General features: G+C 44.5%; 20 protein-coding genes and 1 pseudogene. 9 read left to right on the top strand and 12 right to left on the bottom strand.

The window, feature by feature from the left end; all coding sequences use genetic code 11:
- The first annotated feature begins 4 nt into the window (after positions 1–4).
- The gene (locus Q7P33_RS15000; protein WP_303871546.1) at positions 5–439 is read left to right on the top strand and encodes an ACT domain-containing protein; all 435 of its coding nucleotides are present in this window, start codon (positions 5–7) and stop codon (positions 437–439) included.
- Positions 440–502: 63 nt separating this feature from the next.
- Here Q7P33_RS15000 and Q7P33_RS14995 read toward each other — a convergent pair whose 3' ends face one another.
- Positions 503–1,648: a transglutaminase domain-containing protein gene (locus Q7P33_RS14995; protein WP_303871545.1), complete on the bottom strand. Its 1,146-nt coding sequence runs from the start codon at positions 1,646–1,648 to the stop codon at positions 503–505.
- A 177-nt stretch (positions 1,649–1,825) separates the two neighbouring features.
- Here Q7P33_RS14995 and Q7P33_RS14990 point away from each other — a divergent pair, with 177 nt between their 5' ends.
- From Q7P33_RS14990 to trmB, 3 genes are all read left to right on the top strand, one after another.
- The gene (locus Q7P33_RS14990) at positions 1,826–2,728 is read left to right on the top strand and encodes a radical SAM protein (protein WP_303871543.1); all 903 of its coding nucleotides are present in this window, start codon (positions 1,826–1,828) and stop codon (positions 2,726–2,728) included.
- A 334-nt stretch (positions 2,729–3,062) separates the two neighbouring features.
- Positions 3,063–4,541: a ribosomal protection-like ABC-F family protein gene (gene abc-f, locus Q7P33_RS14985; RefSeq protein WP_303871606.1), complete on the top strand. Its 1,479-nt coding sequence runs from the start codon at positions 3,063–3,065 to the stop codon at positions 4,539–4,541.
- A gap of 204 nt (positions 4,542–4,745) precedes the next feature.
- Positions 4,746–5,408: a tRNA (guanosine(46)-N7)-methyltransferase TrmB gene (trmB, locus tag Q7P33_RS14980; RefSeq protein WP_303871542.1), complete on the top strand. Its 663-nt coding sequence runs from the start codon at positions 4,746–4,748 to the stop codon at positions 5,406–5,408.
- Between the two features lie 2 nt (positions 5,409–5,410).
- Here the strand turns inward: trmB and Q7P33_RS14975 are convergent, their stop codons facing one another.
- From Q7P33_RS14975 to Q7P33_RS14960, 4 genes and pseudogenes are all read right to left on the bottom strand, one after another.
- Positions 5,411–5,839, bottom strand: a complete 429-nt coding sequence (locus Q7P33_RS14975; protein ID WP_303871605.1) for an SAM-dependent methyltransferase — start codon at positions 5,837–5,839, stop codon at positions 5,411–5,413.
- Positions 5,840–5,906: 67 nt separating this feature from the next.
- Positions 5,907–6,038: pseudogene (locus Q7P33_RS14970) on the bottom strand (MerR family DNA-binding transcriptional regulator); the annotation flags it as partial.
- Between the two features lie 38 nt (positions 6,039–6,076).
- Complete coding sequence (locus tag Q7P33_RS14965) at positions 6,077–6,412, bottom strand: branched-chain amino acid transporter permease (RefSeq protein ID WP_303871541.1); 336 nt, start codon at positions 6,410–6,412, stop codon at positions 6,077–6,079.
- Entirely contained in the window at positions 6,409–7,137 is a 729-nt protein-coding gene (locus Q7P33_RS14960; RefSeq protein WP_303871540.1) for an AzlC family ABC transporter permease, read from the bottom strand. The genes Q7P33_RS14965 and Q7P33_RS14960 overlap by 4 nt, the downstream gene beginning before the upstream one ends.
- 196 nt (positions 7,138–7,333) lie before the next feature.
- Here Q7P33_RS14960 and Q7P33_RS14955 point away from each other — a divergent pair, with 196 nt between their 5' ends.
- The 3 genes from Q7P33_RS14955 to Q7P33_RS14945 are packed head-to-tail and all read left to right on the top strand — an operon-like array spanning position 7,334 to position 12,017.
- Entirely contained in the window at positions 7,334–7,861 is a 528-nt protein-coding gene (locus Q7P33_RS14955; protein ID WP_303871539.1) for a MarR family winged helix-turn-helix transcriptional regulator, read from the top strand.
- Complete coding sequence (locus tag Q7P33_RS14950) at positions 7,858–10,092, top strand: ABC transporter ATP-binding protein (RefSeq protein ID WP_303871538.1); 2,235 nt, start codon at positions 7,858–7,860, stop codon at positions 10,090–10,092. Before Q7P33_RS14955 ends, Q7P33_RS14950 begins: the two co-directional genes overlap by 4 nt.
- Positions 10,089–12,017, top strand: a complete 1,929-nt coding sequence (locus tag Q7P33_RS14945) for an ABC transporter ATP-binding protein (protein ID WP_303871537.1) — start codon at positions 10,089–10,091, stop codon at positions 12,015–12,017. The genes Q7P33_RS14950 and Q7P33_RS14945 overlap by 4 nt, the downstream gene beginning before the upstream one ends.
- 88 nt (positions 12,018–12,105) lie before the next feature.
- Here Q7P33_RS14945 and Q7P33_RS14940 read toward each other — a convergent pair whose 3' ends face one another.
- The 6 genes from Q7P33_RS14940 to Q7P33_RS14915 all read right to left on the bottom strand — a co-directional run bounded on the left by Q7P33_RS14940 (position 12,106) and on the right by Q7P33_RS14915 (position 18,790).
- Positions 12,106–13,794 carry an HD domain-containing phosphohydrolase gene (locus Q7P33_RS14940; protein WP_303871535.1) on the bottom strand — a complete coding sequence of 563 codons (1,689 nt, stop codon included), beginning with the start codon at positions 13,792–13,794 and terminating at the stop codon, positions 12,106–12,108.
- A gap of 242 nt (positions 13,795–14,036) precedes the next feature.
- On the bottom strand, positions 14,037–15,350 hold the full coding sequence (locus Q7P33_RS14935; protein WP_303871533.1) for a HAMP domain-containing sensor histidine kinase: 1,314 nt from the start codon (positions 15,348–15,350) through the stop codon (positions 14,037–14,039).
- Between the two features lie 18 nt (positions 15,351–15,368).
- Complete coding sequence (locus tag Q7P33_RS14930; protein WP_303871531.1) at positions 15,369–16,040, bottom strand: response regulator transcription factor; 672 nt, start codon at positions 16,038–16,040, stop codon at positions 15,369–15,371.
- A 20-nt stretch (positions 16,041–16,060) separates the two neighbouring features.
- Positions 16,061–17,233 (bottom strand): ABC transporter permease, encoded by a 1,173-nt coding sequence (locus Q7P33_RS14925; protein ID WP_303871530.1) that lies wholly within the window; start codon positions 17,231–17,233, stop codon positions 16,061–16,063.
- On the bottom strand, positions 17,226–17,915 hold the full coding sequence (locus tag Q7P33_RS14920; protein WP_303871529.1) for an ABC transporter ATP-binding protein: 690 nt from the start codon (positions 17,913–17,915) through the stop codon (positions 17,226–17,228). Before Q7P33_RS14920 ends, Q7P33_RS14925 begins: the two co-directional genes overlap by 8 nt.
- On the bottom strand, positions 17,915–18,790 hold the full coding sequence (locus Q7P33_RS14915; RefSeq protein ID WP_303871528.1) for an efflux RND transporter periplasmic adaptor subunit: 876 nt from the start codon (positions 18,788–18,790) through the stop codon (positions 17,915–17,917). The genes Q7P33_RS14920 and Q7P33_RS14915 overlap by 1 nt, the downstream gene beginning before the upstream one ends.
- Positions 18,791–18,943: 153 nt before the next feature.
- Here Q7P33_RS14915 and Q7P33_RS14910 point away from each other — a divergent pair, with 153 nt between their 5' ends.
- Both Q7P33_RS14910 and Q7P33_RS14905 read left to right on the top strand, forming a co-directional pair.
- The gene (locus Q7P33_RS14910) at positions 18,944–19,165 is read left to right on the top strand and encodes a hypothetical protein (RefSeq protein ID WP_303871526.1); all 222 of its coding nucleotides are present in this window, start codon (positions 18,944–18,946) and stop codon (positions 19,163–19,165) included.
- 280 nt (positions 19,166–19,445) lie between these two features.
- On the top strand, positions 19,446–20,684 hold the full coding sequence (locus Q7P33_RS14905) for a glycosyltransferase family 2 protein (RefSeq protein ID WP_303871524.1): 1,239 nt from the start codon (positions 19,446–19,448) through the stop codon (positions 20,682–20,684).
- 82 nt (positions 20,685–20,766) lie between these two features.
- Here the strand turns inward: Q7P33_RS14905 and Q7P33_RS14900 are convergent, their stop codons facing one another.
- Positions 20,767–21,882: a hypothetical protein gene (locus Q7P33_RS14900; RefSeq protein ID WP_303871523.1), complete on the bottom strand. Its 1,116-nt coding sequence runs from the start codon at positions 21,880–21,882 to the stop codon at positions 20,767–20,769.
- Positions 21,883–22,023 lie beyond the last annotated feature (141 nt).

The raw sequence follows: 22,023 nt of genomic DNA, 5'->3' as shown, positions 1-22,023 counted from the left end.
GCCAATGATTAAAGATTATCTGATTGTCAATAAAAAAATCCTGCCCGATTATTATTCCAAAGTGGTGGAAGCCCGGATCCTCATGGAATCCTCTCAGTGCAAATCGGTCAGCGATGCGGTCAAAAAGGTGGGCATCAGTCGCAGTACCTATTATAAATACAAAGACTATATTTTTACCCCTTCAGAAAACTATGGTCGGAAGTTCACCCTTTCTTTTAAACTGGATGACCAGCCCGGAATCCTTTCCAATATTTTAAATATTCTTCGGGATCACCAGACCAGTATCATCACCATTCATCAGGATATCCCCATTAACCAGGCCGCCATTGTGATCGTAACCCTCGACGGTAAAGATCTGGTTCTGACCATCGATGAATTAATGGCCATACTGGAAGCTCTGGATGGCGTTCACGGTGTTCATCTGATTGCGATGGAATAAACAAAAGCCCTATTCTGAAAAATCAGAATGGGGCTTTTTGATAACTCAAAAAATGTTTCTATTTTAATAAAGCTCGATCGTGTTTGATAAGCTGTCCTCACTGGAAAACCAGTAATAGGATCCCAGCACATCATCCATGAGATCTTCAGCAACGCCGATGGTATTGGCATCGGTTATGGCATAATGAAAATACTTTTCTCCGGTATTCAGGGCTACTTCCAGATCGCTGACAAAACGGTTTTCCTCGCTTTTTTTGTTGAGGTCATAAAGCTTGTTTTCTTTGACAAAATAATTAGCTGCCGTTGCGGTAAACTCCGGGTATGCAATCAAGGTCTGATCGGGTTGATGCGATTTAAGCAGTTCCGCCGTTGTGACACAGAAATAGTCATAAAAAATACTCTTTTCCGGTTCTGCGTTATCGGCAATGTTGAATTCCCCCCAGGTCGCATCCAGGTAATAATACTCCCCATCAACCCGCACCAAATTCCAGGCATGGGCCCCCTGGCCGATGGCCTCACCGGCTACATAGGAGCACTCAATCCCGGTGCGTTTTAGCAGATATTGTATGGCCTTGGAATATCCGGCACAAACCGAGCCCTTTTTCCCGAAGACGCTGTAGATGTTCTGATCATCCTGAAGGTCTTCCTGATACACGGTGTTTTTTATTACATATTCATAGGTATATTTGACTTTGTCATAGTCGCTCATGCCGCTTTTTATGCCCCTGCTGTATTCCTGAAAAGCCGCTTCAATTTCGGCCTGTCGCCTTTCTTTCTCGGCTTCATCATAGGGATATTCAACCATAACCTTGCTGACCTTCTGATTGCCCTCATCAAAATAATAGGAAAACTCCCCTGTCCAGAATATTTCCGGATAGTCATAATCGATGGCCGCCAGAACCCGCTCGATTTCTTCGGTATTGACTCCACTGACTTTCACCTCGGTCTCAAAATCGGTGAGCATACCAACAACTCTGGCATAGGCCTGTTTTTCATTATCCTCAAGAAAAGCATATCCATCAAAGGCCTGCTGCTGACTGGCGGTGATTTCTTCATTCTGCTGAGCTTTGGTATCCTCAAAAAAAGACTGGAAATCCATGCTTCCAACCAGATCTTCTAATGCCAGATAGGCCCCGGCTGCTACCAGTAAAATAATCAACATTGAAATAATGATGACTGCAACTACTTTTCTTCCGTTATGATTGCTCATGCCTGTTGCCCCCTTGTATGATCTCTTTTCTTTATTACCCTTTATTTTAAACATCTGCATTTATTATCCAGTGATTTATGCCAAACAGTAAATAATTTTACCACAAATTCTTATGGACACCCTAAACTTTTATGACATATACTTAAGTAAGGATAAAGAAATCATAAGGAGGCTGCTATGCCAACGTATTACCCGATCACCTGTACAACGGCTCTGCATGAATTAAAGCGAAAAATTCCCTATGGCTGGGATTTAAATATTTATCGGGGCTGCAGCCATGGTTGCCGTTACTGCTATGCGATGGGAACCCATGGTTTTAGCGGTTTTTCCGATTTCACAACCACTATTTCGGTCAAAACCAATATCGTCGAAGTGCTGGAAAGACAACTCGCCTCGCCAAACTGGAAACGGGAAATCATCAATATTGGTGGCGTTACTGACAGCTATCAGCCAGCGGAAGCCCAGTATCAGCTGATGCCGGAAATACTAAAGTTGCTGATCAAATATAAGACCCCGGCCATTATCTCCACCAAATCGGATCTGGTGCTCCGGGATTATGACCTGATTGATGAATTGTCCCGGATTACCTATATTAATGTGGCCGCCACGGTGACAACTTTAGATGAAGCCGTCCGGAAAAAAATCGAGCCCGGCGCTGTCTCCAGTTCTGCCCGTTTTGCGATGCTCAAACAATTTCGAAAAACCAATGCCTCTGTCGGTCACCATCTGATGCCGATTATTCCCACGCTGACCGATGATTCTGAAACCCTGTCTGCTTTGTTTGCTGCTGGCCAGGATGCCGGTATCGATTATGTACTGCCTGGCGCTCTGTATCTGCGGGGAGCCACCAAACCAGCGTTTTTTGACTTTATTAAAACCAGTTATTCCGAAAAATACGACACCCTCTGGAACCTGTACAAAAAAGGCGGTGCTCCTAAAGCATATAAGGACGAGCTTTATGGCCGACTCAATCCCCTGCGCCAGGCCTTTGGTCTGTCCAATAGCTATAGCAAACCAATTAAGGAAAAGCTGAAGGTTTATCCCCCGGCAGAAGAACAGGTTTCGTTTTTAACACCCTAATTAAATCCGGCATTAAAGGCTAATCGCACGGTTTGGGATTGAATTCTTTTTAGAAAAATGTTAGACTATAATCAAAATACAAAAAGGAGTTAAGAGGATGCGTAATTTATCTTGCTAACCAACAATTGGAAAGTGTTTTCAAAGCCCGCGGTTAAACCGCTTGTTTTGGTGCGCTTAAGCAAGAAAATTACAAGAAAAGCACTGCCTCTCTAGCACCATCAACTCCTTATCTATGGATTTTTTGTGCTGTCAATCATTGAGCCGCAGGATAGTTTTCTTGCGGTTTTTTATTGTCCAAGCTGTTATTATCCGGCTTGGCAAGAGAGGTACAATGATGTCACAAATTTCCATATCACATTTAAGCTTTAACTACGAAAACAGTTGTGAAAATATTTTTGAAGATGTTTCCTTTACCATCGACACAAACTGGAAGCTGGGCTTTATCGGCCGCAACGGCCGCGGCAAAACGACCTTTTTAAACCTTCTGATGGGTCTTTATGACTATACCGGCGTGATCGCCACAACGGTCGATTTTGAGTATTTTCCTTTTGCGATCAAGAACCCTTCCCAACTGACTCGCACTCTTGTCGATGGGATTTATCCTGATTATCCGCTCTGGGAACTACAGCGGGAATTGTCGCTACTGAACCTGGGTCCAGAGCTACTGGATCGGCCATTTAGCACCTTGAGCCGGGGCGAGCAAACCAAGATCTTACTGGCCGCCTTGTTTTTAAAACCAAATCAATTTCTGTTAATTGATGAGCCAACCAATCATCTCGATCTGGAAGGTCGACGAGTTGTCAGTCAGTATTTGAAAAAAAAACCGGGTTTTATTCTGGTTTCACACGACCGCACCTTCCTGGATAATTGTGTCGATCACGTCTTATCAATTAACAAAATGAACATTGAGATTCAGAAAGGCAACTATTCCACCTGGCTTCTTAATAAACAACGTCAGGATCAGTTTGAATGCAATCAGACTAAGAAACTGAAACAGGAAATCGTCCAATTAAAATCCGCTGCCAAACGCACCGAAAATTGGTCAAATGCCGTTGAGAAGTCTAAAAACGGTCAACGGATTTCCGGTCTTCGCCCTGATCGGGGCCATATTGGTCATCAGTCAGCAAAAATGATGAAACGCTCCAAATCGCTGGAAAAGCGTCAGCAAAAAAATATTGAGTCAAAAGAAAAGTTAATGAAAAATATTGACTGGAACGACAGTCTCAAGATCCGACCACGAACTTACCAAAAAGACCGGCTGATTTCAGCCAACCACCTGTCTCTTTACTATGATGACCGCCCGATTCTGAAAGATTTAAGTTTTACAATCAACCAGGGCGACCGGATTGCCATTGTTGGCCCGAATGGTTCGGGAAAATCCAGTTTACTTAAGCTGATACTGGGCGAGCCAATCAGCTTTTCCGGCAATCTGACGCTGGGCAGCCAGCTGCAGCTATCGCATATTCCCCAGGACACTGACTTGCCAACCGGTGATCTCCGTCATTTCTGCCACAGTGAAGAAATTGACGAAAGTCTCTTTAAAACCATTTTGCGAAAGCTGGGATTTAACCGGGAGCAATTTGAGAAAAATCTATCTACCTTTAGTGAAGGTCAAAAAAAGAAGGTCTATTTAGCCCGCAGCCTTTGTCAGTCAGCCCACTTATATTTATGGGACGAACCGCTTAATTATATCGACGTCCTCTCCCGGGTGCAGATTGAAGAGCTTTTGCTACAAACCCCGCCAACGATGATTTTTGTGGAGCATGACCGATCCTTCATTGACCATGTAGCGACAAAAATTATCGAACTATAACAACAATTTATACATTGCGAAATGAAAAAACACCGAACAATGGTTGCTTTGAGTGCAGTTTCCACAAACAATTTTGTAACGTGTAGGCGAACAGTTCAGAGAACTGTCCGCCGTACAGTGTAACAATTGTTTCGTACGAAACTGGACGCAAAGCTCACGGCAGTTTCGCAATTATCTATAAAGAATTTACCAAAGGAGTAACCAATGCATCTACGACCAAAACCCTGGGCCCGCCCGGAACTTGAAGCCTGTGGCTTTTTTCAGGCCACACCGCCGGTTCATCGCGGCCAATGGCAACTACTGTTTAAAAAAAAGCAGCCCCTTCATATTGAATTGGGCTGCGGTAAAGGAACCTTTATCTCGGCGCTGGCCAGCCGCCATCCGGAGTTCAACTATCTGGCCATTGATCTGATTGATGCGGTGCTGGGTTTGACAAAACGCAACATCCAGGCAGCCTACGTTGACACGAATCAGGCCATTGACAATGTCCAGATTATGTCCTGGGACATTGAACGGATCGACATGATCCTTGCCCCCGAGGATGGGGTCGAGCGGATTTACATTAATTTCTGTAATCCCTGGCCCCGCCGCCGCTTTCATAAAAAGCGGCTGACGCACACTAAACAACTGGAAAAGTATAAAAAACTCTTAGCTGAAAATGGCGCGATTTATTTTAAAACTGACAGTGATGATTTATTCCGGGATTCCATCAAGTATTTTGAATCCGCTGGCTTTACCATCACAACTTTGATAAATGATCTTCACGCTTCAGACTATCCGGATAATATTGAAACCGAACATGAAAAAATGTTTAGTGATCAGGGGATTAAGATAAAATTTTTAATTGCCAGCTTAGCTTCGTTCTGAACTTAAAAATTAAACTCCGCTGCCCAATCAAAATCACCAGATGCTTCCACACTTTTGGGCCAATGTGCACACCAATGCGGCACTCCGGGATTCTCAATCCGATCCAGACTAGGAGTATAGGGTTTGAGATCCAGCACCGGGGTTCCATCGTTGGCATCAATGTAAGGAATCCGGATGATCCCTTTGTGGTAGTCAATTTCCAGCACTGAAACCGGAGTCAAGGCAATGGGATTGGGCCGAATCGGTGAGCGGGTGGCAAATACGCCCATCACCGCCGGCGACTGTTTATAGGGCTGAGGGCCGGAAAGAACCTTCCGGGCTGCTTCAGTATCAAACTCACTGAACCACCAGAAAACATTGATGTGCGAGAACCCGTCGAGTCCTTCACGATAAGCCTCTTCCAGTTCAATAAAGATTTCCTCCCCCCAAATACGAACGGTGCCAAACAGTATATCCGATATCTCGCGAGAAAACAATCTTTTGTAGCTGCGGAATTTATTTCCCCGAATACAGACGATAGCCCGTATTTGGATCCGTCTTCGCCGGTTTTAACAAGTTGTTTTCGTCATAATAACGGAGCATCCGAATCGATACCTGGGTTAGCTTGAAAAACTCACCAATTTTAAACATTTCTACCTCTTATCATCTGCTTTGATTCTGGTGACTATCTATACAAACACCATTTGGATCAACACCATGTAGACCAGCGTTCCCCCGCCGATACTAAGCAGATTATTACGCTTCCAAATGTGCAACAGCGCCACAATGGCAACTGCTATAAACTCGGGAAAACCATGTGGTGCCACCATCACACTAACTCCTTTCAAACAATAAACCACCAGAATAGCAATAACCGCCGGCGGCAGCAGATCGCCCAGCGTTTTAACCAGGGCTGGCACCTCCTTCCCCCCGCCAAACAGGGCAAAGGGCAGAAAGCGGGTCAGGAAGGTGCAGGCAGCCACCACCAAAATTACTAATAGTGGTGTTAGAAATTCCAAACTCATTGACACACCTCCTGATTCTCCCCAATTTTTATGCTGTTTTTAAAAATCAACAACAAGCATACTGCCGCAATCAGCGCTGGCAGAATAAAAGCGCCGGGCCCAAAGATAAACAGCGATACCACCCCGCAAACCGTCCCAAGCAGCGCCGGCAGATGAGATTGATAACTATACCACTGCTCAATAAAAATTACCACAAACAGGGCAGTCATGGCAAAATCAATGCCGGTGGTATCAAAGCCGATAAAGCTGCCGATAACTGCCCCAAGGGTACAGCCAATAATCCAGTAGCTCTGATCCAGGGCCGCCACAGTAAAAAACACCTGTTTCTCATTCAGTTCCTTGGGAATGTTCATGCCACAAAGCAGCGAATAGGTTTCATCGGTCAACGAAAAAATCATATACCAGCCCCATTTTCCCATCGCCTTGAATTTCTCAATAAAAGATAATCCATAAAATATATGACGGCTCTGAACCGACAGAGTCAGGACAATCAGCGACAATAAACCCATCCCGCCACCCAGTAATCCAATCAACACAAATTGCATTGAACCGGCGTATATAATCAGACTGATAAAGAATGCCCAGATGAAATTGTATCCCGCTTTTTCCAGCAGGATGCCAAAGGCGATCCCCATGAAAACATAGCCGAAAAGTACCGGCACAGTTTGAATGAAGGCAAACTTTAACGTCTCTTTAAATGCTTCTTTTTTCTTGGTTGTGTTCAAATTATCTGCTCCTTATCTTAATTTTCCTTAAGTTACTGAACTATTATAGCATAATTTTTGGTGTTAATGCTTTTCAAAAGTTTTTTGCCTTGCATAATTCTGAACTTTGTTTATAATATGTTTACTTAACTAAATTAACTATTATGGTGATTAACTGTTATTTCAATTAATCATTAATCTGCGAAAGGAGTTATCATTGAATTTTAATGGACACGAACTTTTTAAGGCATTTCATCGTATTAAAAAATCAAGTATGGGGCGGATTCATAAAGAATTTATGCAGGATCTCAAACCCCATGAGTTTTTTATGCTAAAAACCCTTAAAAAAATGTATGATGAGGAACAGAACACCGCTCTGAACAACAAGCTTCCACTGGCCCCTGGGGTGAAAATTTCCCAGCTCAGTCGGGAAACCGCCATTTCCATGCCCGGTGTTTCTCAAACCATTTCTACTCTGGAAAAACATGGCTATGTACAGCGGATCGCCTCCAGCAAGGATCGCCGTCTGGTTTACGTTAATCTCACTGATGCTGGGCGTCAGCTGGAAACCGATGTATCAAAATCCTGCTTCCAAATCTATGACGAAGCCGCCACCCTGCTGGGCGAAGAAGATACCCGCGCCCTGGTACTTTTGTTAGACAAGTTAACGGTCGCCTTTGATCAGATTGATCGAAAACAAGGTGACCAGAATCAAAATGAAAAAGCCGAAAGGAAAACAACATGATCAAGCTTTCACGTTATTTAAAACCCTATCTGGGGGTGCTTTTCATTACCCTGGTGCTGCTTTTTGTGCAAGCAATATCCGATCTGAATCTGCCAAACTTTATGTCTGATATTGTCAATGTCGGCATCCAGCAAAACGGGATCGAGCATGCCACACCGGAAGCCATCAGTGAAGACGGCTATGCGCTGATGACAACCTTCATGACCGAGGATGATCAGCAAACAGTGGCCGATAATTATCTGCTGATGAGCCCGGAGGATACCAGTAATCCCAATTATGAGAGCACCCTGGCAAAATTTCCCGCACTGGCAACCGAAAGCATCTATGTGCTGACCGATCCTGCTGCAGAAACGTTTGCTACGCTAGACCCGATTTTTGGCGAAGCTACCTGGACCTTTATTAATTACATGCGTTCTCTGGATACCGGAGCGACCGATGCCAGCGCCACCGAAAGCATGACTGATCTGGATTTTACTCAGATTTATGGAGCTCTGCCGATGCTCACTAAATTGCCTCCTGCCACTTTTGACGAGGCCCGGGAACAGGCTGCCCAAACTCCAGAATCGATGCAGATCCAGACCGCCGTTCAATTCACCAAACAATTCTATATCGAACTTGGTGTTGATGTTGGTGCCATACAAAACCTTTATATCTTAAAAATCGGTGCGCTGATGCTGCTGTTATCGCTAATTGCCGCTCTGGCATCAATTTTAATCGGCTTCTTTTCGGCCCGCACCGCAGCCGGGGTTTCCCAAAATCTCCGCCGGGATGTTTTTCGAAAAGTCCAGTGCTTCTCTAATACCGAATTTGATAAATTCTCGACCGCCTCACTCATCACCCGAAACACCAATGACATCACCCAAATCCAGACGATGCTGATTATGGGTATCCGGATTCTCATCTATTCACCGATTTTGGCCATTGGCGGGATTATTATGGCACTGCGTCGAACCACCTCAATGGGTTGGATTATCGTTGTCGCCGTTGTGGCGATTATGCTCCTGATTGGGGTCGTTTTTACCGTTGCCATGCCCCGTTTCAAACTGATTCAGAAACTGGTTGATAAATTGAATCTGGTCACCCGGGAAAGCCTGACCGGTTTGATGGTCATCCGGGCTTTCGGTAACCAGAAATTTGAAGAAAACCGCTTTGATCAGGTTAATAAGGATACTACTGCCAATAATCTTTTTGTCAACCGGGTGATGGTCTTTATGATGCCAACCATGATGTTTATCATGAATGGTGTGACCCTTCTGGTTGTCTGGGTCGGTGCCCAACAAATCGCCGATGCCGCCATGCAGGTTGGTGATATGATGGCCTTTATGCAGTACACCATGCAAATTATCTTCTCCTTCCTGATGATGTCGATGATGTTTATCATGATTCCCCGGGCAGCTGTTTCCGGTGATCGGATTCAGGAAGTGCTGGCGGTCAAACCCAGCATTGTCGATCCGGTTACCCCCAAAGAATTGCCGCTGAAGGCCCAGACTACCCTCGAATTTGACCACGTCTCGTTCCGCTACGAAGGTGCCGAGGAAGATGTCCTTCATGATATCAGCTTTATTGCGAATCCCGGCGAAACCACAGCCTTTATTGGCTCCACCGGGTCGGGTAAATCAACCCTGATCAATCTGATCCCCCGCTTCTTTGATGTGACTGCGGGTGTGATCAAAATCGATGGTCTTGACATCCGGGAGGTTACCCAACATGATCTGCGGGAAAAAATTGGTTACATTCCTCAAAAAGGGGTGCTTTTTTCGGGCACGATCGCTTCCAATCTGCGCTATGGCAATCAAAATGCCAGTGATGACGATCTGGCCCTTGCTGCTCAAGTTGCACAGGCCGCCGACTTTATCGAAGGCAGTCCTGATGGTTTCGAGCGGGAAATCGCCCAGGGTGGCAGCAATGTTTCCGGCGGTCAGAAGCAACGGCTCTCGATTGCCCGGGCACTGGTCCGTAAACCGGATATCTATATTTTTGACGACAGCTTTTCGGCTTTGGATTATAAAACCGATGTGGCGCTACGCCGGGCTTTAAAAGAATATACCGGCAACAGTACCGTACTGATTGTCGCCCAACGAATCAACACGATTATGCAAGCGGAACAGATTATCGTTCTGGATCATGGCCGAATCGTTGGCAAGGGAACCCATCATGAACTCTTAAAAAGCTGTGCCACCTACCAGGAAATTGCATCCTCACAATTATCAGAGGAGGAACTAAACATATGAGCGATCAAAAAAACATTAAAATACCCAAACGAGGTAATATGGGCGGCGGAATGGGCCGAGGTCCCGGTGGCCCCGCTGGCATGATGCCCGGCGAAAAAGCCAAAGATTTTAAAGGTAGCCTTAAAAAACTGGCCCGTTATCTGTCGGTCTATAAAATCAGACTCTTCTTTGTGCTGATCTTCGCCGTTGCCTCAACTGTCTTTATGATTGTCGGACCAAAAATCCTTGGAAATGCCACCACCGCTCTTTTTGAAGGGGTTATGAATCTGATTGCCGATAATGGCAAGGGCATCGACTTTGGCTACATCAGCCAGATTCTGCTACTGCTCCTTGGCCTCTACGTCATTGCAGCGCTGTTTTCCTATATTCAGGGCTATATCATGACGGGCATCTCGATGAAAGTCACCTATGAACTGCGACGCAATATTTTTGCCAAAATTAATCGTCTGCCTTTTAAATACTTTGACAAAACTAGCTATGGCGAAGTGCTTTCTTTTCTAACCAACGATATTGAAACGGTCAATCAGACCCTGAACCAGAGCGTCACCCAAATCATTACCTCAGTGGCTACCCTAGCGGGTATTCTGATTATGATGTTTTCAATCAGCTGGCAAATGACCATAGTAGCACTGTTGATTGTGCCAATTTCATTTGTGGTGGTGGTCAACATTGTTAAAAAGTCCCAGCCACATTTCAGTGAACAGCAAACCTATCTGGGCCACATTAACGGCCATGTCGAAGAAATGTACGGTGGTCACAACGTGGTTAAGGCGTTTAACGGCGAAGAAGCTTCGTTTGAAACCTTTGATCACTATAACACCACCCTTTACAGCTCAGCCTGGAAGTCCCAGTTTTTATCCGGACTGATGATGCCGATGATGAATTTTATTGGTAACCTGGGCTATGTGGCGGTTTGTATTCTTGGCGGTTATCTGGCCGTCAATGGACGTCTCAGCGTTGGTGATATCCAGGCTTTTATCCAATATGTCCGCCAGTTTACCCAGCCGATTATGCAGATTGCCAATATTTCAAACATTCTGCAGCAAACCACCGCTGCCGCCGAACGGGTCTTCGCCTTTCTGGACGAAGCGGAAGAAGTGGAAGAAAACGCTACGGCTTTTGATCTGGCAGGCGTTTCCGGCCGGGTCGACTTCGACCACGTGAACTTTGGTTATCATCCCGACAAACCGGTTATCAAAGACTTTTCAGCCCACATTAAAGAGGGCCAGAAGGTCGCCATTGTTGGCCCTACCGGCGCTGGCAAAACCACCATTGTCAAACTATTGATGCGTTTTTACGATGTCGAATCCGGGTCTATCCTGGTTGATGGCCACAATATCAAGGACTTCAGCCGGGGTGATCTGCGCAGCCTCTTTGGAATGGTCCTCCAGGATACCTGGCTATACAATGCCAGCATCCGGGACAATATCAAATATGGCCGTCTCGAGGCTACTGATGCCGAGGTTGAAGCTGCTGCCAAAGCCGCCCAGGTGGATTATTTTGTCCACACCCTACCAGATGGCTATAACATGTGCTTAAACGAAGAAGCCAGTAATGTTTCCCAGGGTCAGAAACAGCTTTTGACCATTGCCCGGGCCATTTTGGCAGATCCTAAAATCCTGATTCTCGATGAAGCCACCAGCTCGGTGGATACCCGTACCGAAGTGCTGATCCAGAAAGCCATGGATAACCTGATGGAAGGACGAACCAGCTTTGTCATCGCCCATCGCTTGTCAACCATTAAAAATGCCGACCTGATTCTGGTTATGAATGAAGGCGATATTGTGGAACAGGGCAACCATGAAGGTCTGCTGGCAGAAAATGGCTTTTACGCCAATCTTTACAACTCCCAGTTTGAAAAAGCTGAAGAACTGGAAAACGAATTGGCCGAAGACTTATTGGCAACGAGTCCGCTACTCAGTTAATTCATCGCTACCGATTCTTTCAAATAACAGGGAGCTGTCCGGATCGATATACCGATCCAAACAGCTCCCTGTTTTAATATAACGTTTTTTAGTTATCCTGATCAATCGCAATCGCTTCAATTTCATCCCGAATCGATAAAAAGGCATCAACAAGAATCGGATCAAATTGCAGGCCCCGTTCGTTTTTGATAATATCAAAGGCAGTATCAAAATCATAGATCTCTTTATAGGGTCGGGCTGACGTCAGGGCATCAAAGACATCGGCAATGGCCATAATTCGTGCGCTTAGGGGAATCGCTTCGCCAGATAAGGCTTCCGGGTAGCCACTGCCAATCCAGCGTTCATGATGATACCTGGCAACCTCGCAAACCATCTTATAATAATCAACATCCTCAATTTTCGCCAGGGCATTTTCTAAAATCTTCTGGCCATTTTCGGCATGTTTTTTCATCAGTATCCATTCTGCTTCCGTCAGTTTTCCCGGCTTGTTCAAGATACTGTCAGAAACCATAATTTTTCCCACATCATGCAGCGGTGCCGCCGCATAAAGCAACCGGATAAACTGCTGATTAACCGTCTCCGGATAGTCGCCATTTTGAAGCAGTACTGCCGCAATTTTTTCGGCATAAAGACTAGTTCGGCGGACATGTTCCCCGGTAATGGTATCCCGGATTTCGATAATATTGGCAAAACTGATGATGATCTGTTCCTGAATCTCCTTGATTTGAGCGGTTTTCTGCACCACTTCCTGTTCTAGATCCTGTTGGTAATTAAGGATCAGTTCTTTGCGTTTTTCCGCTTCTGTGACATCCTGATACCAGATCACATATCCTCTGCTCTGAGTATTACGGCGAATCGTTCTAATCCGAGGTTCATAAATCCGATTTTCACGATAGAGTAAGCCGGTTTCTTGCGTTCTGAGGATCTGATCGAGATCCGGAGAGATCTCTGCCAGACCGGTGTCCTTTTTAGCTTTGGCAAAATCCGGAAACAATACAATAGCCTGTTCATTGACTTCCTTATACCGGTAATTGTGATCAACCACGATAATGGCATCATCCATCGAATCAATGATCAATTGTTTTGCCGTATCGTTGATATCATAAATCTTGAGTCGATAGATCAGCACAATCAACAACAGTTCGGAAATCAAAATACCAATGGCTGCCATATCAATTTGAATCGGCAGATATAATTTACTCAGATGAATGGCTGCGGGAATTAACGGCACCGCCACCAATAATAATGGCTCCCACCTTTTTTTATCTTTCCGTTTGCGACTTTGATCGATCACCACCACAATCAGCCCCACGACCACAGCTGCTTCCATGATCATATAGATGGTATGAAGGATTCCGTATTCTTTTATCAGCACCGGCACACCGGTTTTGTAAACAAAGATATAGCTCTGATAAAACAAGTGGTGTAGATCCATGGTCAGAGTTCCCCCAATCAGCAACATACAAAGCATGCCAAAGAGCGGAAAAAAAAGGATAGGAGCCTTAATCTTATAATAACGGACAAAAAACAGAACAAACAAAAAATAAAGACTACAGCCACCCAAATACATCAGTTTATAAGCAATGATGATAGCTTCGGCCGAATTGGCCTGAATCCCCAACCAATATCCCAGCGATATCAAAAACGCAAAAAAAGCAATCAGGAGCATCAGCTTCTGCTCATCGGACGGTTTTTGAAGCGCCACACCAATAATGCAGATGATTGAAATAACCAGTCCAATGGAATATAAAAGAAACAGCGAATCATAGAGTGTCATATCAGTGAACATCCTTTATTGTAATCTGAATAAAACTAATTTCATGATATATTATTTTTTTGTTAACTTCAATAAAATTTATTACTAAATCCCTGTTCATCTTAAAAAGAGCTGTTATTCTGACGTTTTTGCTGCTCCTGACGACGAAGAAAAGCCAGTCTTAGACCTCTAAGTAAACTGTTTCAACCGCAGAGCCGTTGGAACGTCTACTCAAGTATCGATGACTGGCTTATTTAAACAGTTTATCGGGGCAATCTGACAAAAAAACGGCTGCCTTTTCCCGGTTCACTCTCCACCCCAATGGTGCCCCCGTGAAGCGTCACAATCCGCTGGGAAATGGTGAGTCCCAGACCGGTGCCAGGAGTACTCCGGGATTGATCGGCCTTATAAAAGCGATCAAATATTTTTTGCTGATCTTCCTTAGCGATACCCTTTCCGGTATCGGCTATTTCAATCACCACTTCTTTGGCAGTTTTGTGCAGTTCAATGCTGATCCGACCAGCTGTAGGACTATGGTTGATGGCATTGGTTAACAGATTGATAATAACCTGAGCCATCAGCTCCGGATCACCCTGGTAGATTGTTTCATCCAACAGGATATCCAACTCAATATTTTTTGCTTCCCACTTTTCCTGCAGCAGCAAGATCACCCGCCGGATGGCTTCATCCAGGGCAAAGGCTTCTTTTTTTAAACCCAGAACGCCATTCTCCAGCTCCGAGAGTTTCAACACATTAGCTGATAGTTTCCATAGCCGGTCACTTTCGTCGACAATAATATCAATATATTCCTGCCTCTGGGTTTCTGAAAGATTGGGATCTTTTAACAGCTTGCCAAATCCCTTGATCGAAGCGATCGGGGTTTTGAATTCATGAGACACATTGCTGACAAAATCCCGATGAATATAGTCATTGCGGGAAAGCGCAGCTGTCATGATATTAAAATTTTGCGCCAACACTGCCAGTTCATCCTTCCCTCTAACCGTTAACCTGATATCAAAGTCACCATTCGCCACTTTTTTGGTGGCTTCGGAGACCGCTTTAATCGGTCTGGCAATCATTGCGACGGCAATAACAATCAGCACCGACCCAATTAATATAGTTACCAGCATGGTGGCGCGTTGGAGCTCCATAAAGCCTGTGACCTGATTTTTTTCCAGATTCGGCCGACTGACCACATAACCATCCGTCAGTTTCCCCAATGCCATTGGTAAATCCTGCGCCTGGTGGGTATTGAGAAAAACGATCTCCCCGGCCTCGATTTTTTTTTGCTCCTCGTCAGTTAAGGTTACCCCCACTTCATCCAAACTGGCAACAATCCGGGACACCACAATGCCCTGGCTATATAAATTAACAATGACATCATCCTCCAGCTTTTCCTGCTTCAGGACCTGAACCGCCTGAGCCTGATTGACCAGTTCCACCCGGAGCTGTTCGAGAATATTGCCCAGTTGCGACCAATAAATCAAGCCAAAGGTAAGACTTGAGGAGAAGAAAAGCACCCCTAAAAAGGTCACCAGAAATTTTGTATAGATTGAATGAAAAATCCTGTTTTTCATATAACTCCTTAATCTCAACTATAAAACCCAGGACTTATAACCTAGGCCCTTCACGGTGATAATTTCAAAATCCCGGTTGTGTTCCAGTTTTTCCCGTAACCGCTTGATATGAACATCCACCGTACGGTGATCACTTTCGCTTTCATAGCCCCAGATTTCATCCATAATCTGTGCCCGGGTGAAAATCCGGTTCGGAGCCGACAATAATTTAAACAGCAGCAGAAACTCTTTTTTGGGGAGGGTGATGGTTTCATCTCCGATGTTCAAGGTCAAGGCTTCATAATCCAGAACTGTTTTTCCCACCACCAGCCGCTGTTCATTGGCAATTTTGGCTCGCCGTAACAAGGCAAAGACCCGCAGCAGCATTTCATCCATGTCCACCGGCTTAACCATATAATCATCGGTTCCGGCTTTAAAACCAGATTTCTTATCATCGATGCTTTCCCGGGCGGTGATCATCAGGATCGGCAGCTCCAGGCCACCGTCCCGCAGGGTTTTGGTTAAGGCATGACCATCCATGTGGGGCATCATCACATCGGTGATTAACAGATCAATGTGGTTTTTTTCCAGCTGCTCCAACGCCATAACTCCATCAATCGCTTCAAACACTGAATAACCTTCTTTTTCCAGAACATCCCGAAACAGTCGGCGAATATGGTTGTCATCCTCGCAAATCAAAATACGAAACATTTCCTTCTCCTGTTTTTCTCCTAAATACTGCGCAGGGCATCAATCGGGTTCAGTCGGGACGCCTTGCGGGCTGGCATGAAGCCAAAAACAACACCGATGACAGCAGAAAAGCCGATTGCCAGTAAAACGGTGGATGCCGTCAAAGCAAAACTGGTTCCAATCAGATTCGCTACGACCCAGGCCAGAATGACCCCCAGCCCAAAGCCGATGATACCACCAATCAGACAAAGTACCACTGATTCAATCAGAAACTGGAGCTGAATTTGCTTCGGCTCTGCACCCAGGGCCTTGCGCAAGCCGATTTCACTGGTTCGTTCAGTGACCGAAACCAACATCATGTTCATAATTCCGATCCCCCCGACGACCAGCGATATTGAGGCGATGCCACCCAGCATCATCGATAGAATACTGGTCATTTCTTCGATGGTCTCCAAAATACTCTGCATGTTGACAATCGAGTAACCATCATCATCACCGTTAAAAGCTTTGGTCAAAACCCCTTCGATTTGCCGGGTGGTTGTATCTGCCTGGGCCTCATCCGCAACATAAACAGTTAGACTGTTTATGTATTTGGCACCAACGACCCCCATGGCAGTGGTGTAGGGTATCATCACTGCCTTATTGGTATTCGCCTGGGCAAAGCTGTCCGATTCCTGTAAGATTCCAATGACCTGGTAGGTAATACCACCGATTTTTATTTCCTGTCCAATGGGGTTTTCCCCCACATAGAGTTCGTTGGCAATATCATTTCCGATTAAAGCCACCCGGCTTTTGTTTTCAGTATCAATCGGATTGATGATTCGCCCGGCCGAAATGACATCCTCGGTATTTTCAAAGTAAACATCATTTTTTCCCTGGAGGCTGATCTCATCCATGGAGTTGCCGTCGAAAGCCACCGTCGTTTGCCCGGAAATGGTTGGGGCAATTCCTTCGATATTTGAAAGCTCCGCAATTTTATTGACATCTCCTTGGGTCAGTCCGTGTTTCAACGGTGTTCCCTGAACCTGAATGGTCACTGTATTGGCCCCCATCGAGGCCACCTGATCGGTGACAGTGCTGGTCGCCCCCGAAACAATGGTAATCAGGGCAATCACCGATCCCACCCCGATAATAATCCCCAGCATAGTGAGAAAAGAGCGCATTTTATTGCTGATGATATTTTCTAAAGCCATTTTAATACTTTCCTTAAGCATTGTATACCCCCTCGCTGAGATTACCATCAACAATCCGCACAATCCGGCTGCCATTTTTAGCAACATCGGCATCATGGGTAATCATCACAATCGTTTTTCCTTCCTGATACAGTTCTTTAAACAGTTCCATAATCTGATGACCGGTCTGTTGATCCAGGGCACCGGTGGGTTCATCGGCCAGCAAAATTGTCGGTTCAGTAACCAGCGCCCGGGCAATGGCCACCCGCTGCTGCTGACCCCCAGATAACTGATTGGGCCGGTTTTTCATTTTTTCGGCCAGTCCCACCCGTTTTAAAATATCGGCACTGCGAAGCTGTCGTTCTTTCTCCGGGACACCGGCATAAATCAGTGGCAACTCGACATTTTTCTGAGCTGATAACCGGGGCAGTAGTTGGAACTGCTGAAAGATAAAGCCAATTTCCCGGTTGCGGATATGGGAAAGTACCGTCTCTGGCAGATCCTCAATCCGTTCTCCGGACAGATAATAGCTACCACTGGTGGGCACATCCAGGCAACCGATAATGTTCATCAAGGTGGATTTGCCCGAGCCTGATGGGCCCAGTACCGATAAAAAATCGCCGCGATTGATTTCCAGATCAATACCTTTTAACACCACCTGCTCCTCGTCTCCCATCCGATAGGTTTTAACCAGGTTCTTCATTTCCAATATTTTTTCCGGCATTATAGTTCACCCCCGGTTTGTGGCCGCTGGAAAGTTGCTGTCTCGACAGTGTCGAGGACGGGCACACAAACCACCTCATTCTCGTTTAAACCGGTGATGATTTGAATCTGAATACCATCGGTAATCCCGGTGGTTACCAGGCGCTGCTCGGGCTCCTTTGACTCGCTCTTGACCAGAACATAAGTCACTTTATCATCCCCAAATAAAATGGCCGTCACCGGAACCATCACGGCGTTTTCGACCTGCTCCTTGACAATGACCACCTCGGCATTCATGCCAATGCGAATTTGCGGATCCCCTTGAAAATCTACAATTGCAGTAAAATAAGCCACGCCATTTTCATTTTTGGCTTCCCGGCTGATTTCACTGACAGTACCTGGAACACTACGCCCGATGCTGTCAATATTAATGGTGACCGGAGCCCCAACGCTCAGGGTTGACAACTGATACTCATCGACCTTGATGCTGACCTGAAGGTTATTAAAATCAACGATGTCCATAATTTTCTCCCCGGCTGCCACCGTATCATCAACTTCATAAAAAATCTCAGCGACTTCCCCGGCCACAGATGATGTGACAATATCACCAGTGACTGGTTCATAAAGATCCGTTTCTTCTGTGATCAGCTCGCCTTCGCTAACATATAGATCACTTATTTCCAAGGCACTGGTTGCGACAATCGCTTCCCGGGACTGACTCTCAATTACGCCTGTAAAACGGTTATCATTGATAATCGTACCCACTGTAACGACAGTTTCCGTGTATGGAGTCGTTGCCGAGTCTGCCAGCACCTGATAGCCCAGAAATCCTCCTCCAATCGTCAACACCCCAATGATACTACCAATCACGATCTTCTTTATACTTCCTTTTTTCACGTCGACCCTCCACTTACTGAATTTATTGAGTATCGGCATTTTAACCAATCAATATGAATTAAAAATGAACCCTTTGATTTTATTTTGTATGTTGTTTATTTCAGTTTTTGGGTATTTACACGTTAATAAAAGAAATTAAAGGAGGATGTGACAATGTTAGATGATAAATTAGATATGATGGAAGAAAACATACCCGATGATAACTCAGAAAAAAAACCCTTTTATTACTCTAAATGGTGGTTGTTACTGTGGTGCCTTCTGCTTTGGCCAATTGGATTGTTAATGGTTTGGGGCTATTATGCCAATATGCATAAAAATGAAATGCCCCGTACTCGACTGATCAAAGATAATTTAGAGGATATACAAGCCGAATAACCGATACAAACCTTTGAATAACCTTAAAATATTGATGATCTCGTTTTCAGGAAGTACTCCCCATCCTTGATAAAAAGTCTGTTTCATGTTAAAATGAGACAACTTAAATGCGACGAACATAAACTCACACAACCACCATGAATAACCATTCCTGGTGGTTGTGTCATGATAAAAAAGCATTTATACTATATCAAGTAGTTATTTGAATCGAACAACACAACTTATTTTCGATTCTCAAAACAATCGATGTAACATAATATAAAGGAGAAATTAAAGAGAGATGGTTTCACAAATTTTTACTCTGTTATTTATTTTAGGTATCCCGTTTTTTATTTATGGTATCTATTATCTCGGAATTGGCTTATTTGGCTATACCAAACACAATAAATATACCCTCTCCCCTCCCAAAAACCGCATTGCTGTAGTGGTTGCCGCCCGAAATGAGGCTGCGGTGATTGGAAACCTCATTGAAAGTCTTCACCAACAGGATTATCCCAAAGAACTGATGGATGTCTATGTGATTCCCAATAATTGCACTGACAATACCAGGGAAGTCGCCCTTGAACATGGTGCTAAAATCATGACCTGTACAGCAGAAGTCAAATCAAAAGGAGCTGCCCTTTCCCAGTTTTTTGATTATATTTTCACCGAAAATGATATCTATGACGCTTTCTGCATTTTCGATGCTGATAATCTGGTCGATAAACACTTTGTTTCGACCATGAATAATGTTCTTGAATCAGGCGAAAAAATTGCCCAAGGCTACCGGGACAGCAAGAACCCGGATGATTCCTGGATTTCTGGTTGTCAGTCAGTGTTTTACTGGACCTTGAACCGCTTTATGAATCTGGCCCGTCACAAACTGGGCTGGTCAGCCACCTTAAATGGCACCGGATTTATGATGCATGCGGACGTCATCAAAAAAGAAGGATTCAAAACGTTCAGTCTGACTGAAGATATTGAATTTACCACCCAGTGCATTATTAAGGGTTACCGCGTTGCCTGGGTACCTGAAGCCATTACCTATGACGAGCACCCGATTTCCTTTGATCAATCCTGGTCCCAACGCAAGCGTTGGTCGACTGGTACCATTCAATGTTTTAACCAGTATTCCCAAGAGCTCATCGATGCGGTAGTCAAAGATAAAAACCGCTGTGCCCTGGATATGCTGATGTTTCTGGTTTCGCCCTTTATGCAGGTGTTGACCTGCATCTATACCATTTGTTCATTTATCATTCTGGGTATGCTGTTTGTCACCACCTCTGTCTGGTCCAACGCTTTAACCTTTGCCATCCTGTTTTCAGTTGGAGGTGTCATCTTCAGCGTGATCTTTACCGCCATGGTATTATGGCTGGAAGGTAAAAAAATTCGTCAGATTAATAATGTTTCAGTTTTTTCTTTCTGGTTATATCTGGCTTCCTGGATTCCCATTAATGTTTTATGTTTTATCAAACCGATTGAAATCTGGGAACCCATCGAACATACCAAAAGTATTAAGATCTCACAATTAGTCGAATAAAAAACAAGGATGATTTTCGGATCATCCTTGTTTTTTACCGGTAATTAATTTATGCTTCATCCTTCATTATCTGTACCGTATCCTATTCAGTTGTTTCATTTAACAAGGCTATTGCCTGCTCAGCATTCTGGTCTTCGATGGCTTCATCAATTTTTACCGCCAATGCCAATTCATCAAGGACTATTTCCATTTCATCTGTGATCATCCGTTCTTTTCGAGCGAGCACGATCAATAGTACCAAAGCTCCCAACAATCCCAGAAGAATAATCCAATACCCGACCTCTAACTGCAAGGTAAATGCCATGGCCACAAAATTTGCCTGACTACTGATGTAATTTGCGATAAATGACCCCACATCACCAAAAGTTCCAACTAATATCGCTCTCAAGGCCTCCATCATACCATTATTTATCTGACTGGCCAAACTACTGAGCTGTTCATTAATCCGATTATTAGCAACCGCCGTACCAATCCCAGCACCTAAAAATAATACCGAAAGAACCCCGGATATAAAAATTGATAGTTTAATACTGGCCCGTCTATACAGAATCAATGCCATTAAACCAATGACAACGAGGAAAAGAATCAAGATTACGCCATTCGCAGTGGCCTTATATGAATCAATGGTGGCCATGGTCGCATTGACCTGATCCATGGACTGCCGGGCCTGAATGGTGATATCATTAACCTGGCTGGCAATGTTTCGGGCACTTTGGATAACACTCCATAAATCTTTGAGAATCCCATTGATCGTCTCGCCATTATTAAAATTGGTTATCACAATCTGTTGAACCTGAGGATCGACCAAATAGTCCAATGCCGGACTTGCTAAAGCTTCATTTACACGACTGATATATCCTTTATCAGGCAGTGGACTTCTTAAAATATCAAGCACCGACTGATCCAATACTTTGATATTTCCGAGGGGCACCCCATAAACCTCAAATGCGTCAATGGGCTCCTGGAATACAAAGTCACTTAGAGAAAAATTGATCATGTCATACTCCGGACTAATGATTTCCAGGGTATTATTCATGATTCCGGTGACAGAAGCACTCATTTTTGCACTCATAAATGGCAAGAAAAAACCTGCCAACGCCAACAGTGTGCAAAGTAAAGCCCCGGTTCTAAGTTTATTCTCCATAACCGTTGTTTTAATCCAGTTAAGCCAGCTAATAACCCTCTCTTTAAATACCATTTTTATTCACCTCTCTATTATTCTATTCCCATTATACCCTCAAAATGAAAGTACAATCAGCTTAGAAAAAAACCACCTCAAAGAGACAATGTCATTAAGTTAAGCGAATTTCAAAAGACAAGAAGAAGTTTATCGAATATA

The organism is Acetobacterium wieringae (genome assembly GCF_026646375.1).
Lineage (GTDB): Bacteria > Bacillota > Clostridia > Eubacteriales > Eubacteriaceae > Acetobacterium > Acetobacterium wieringae_A.
This window is presented reverse-complemented; position numbering and strand designations above follow the sequence as displayed.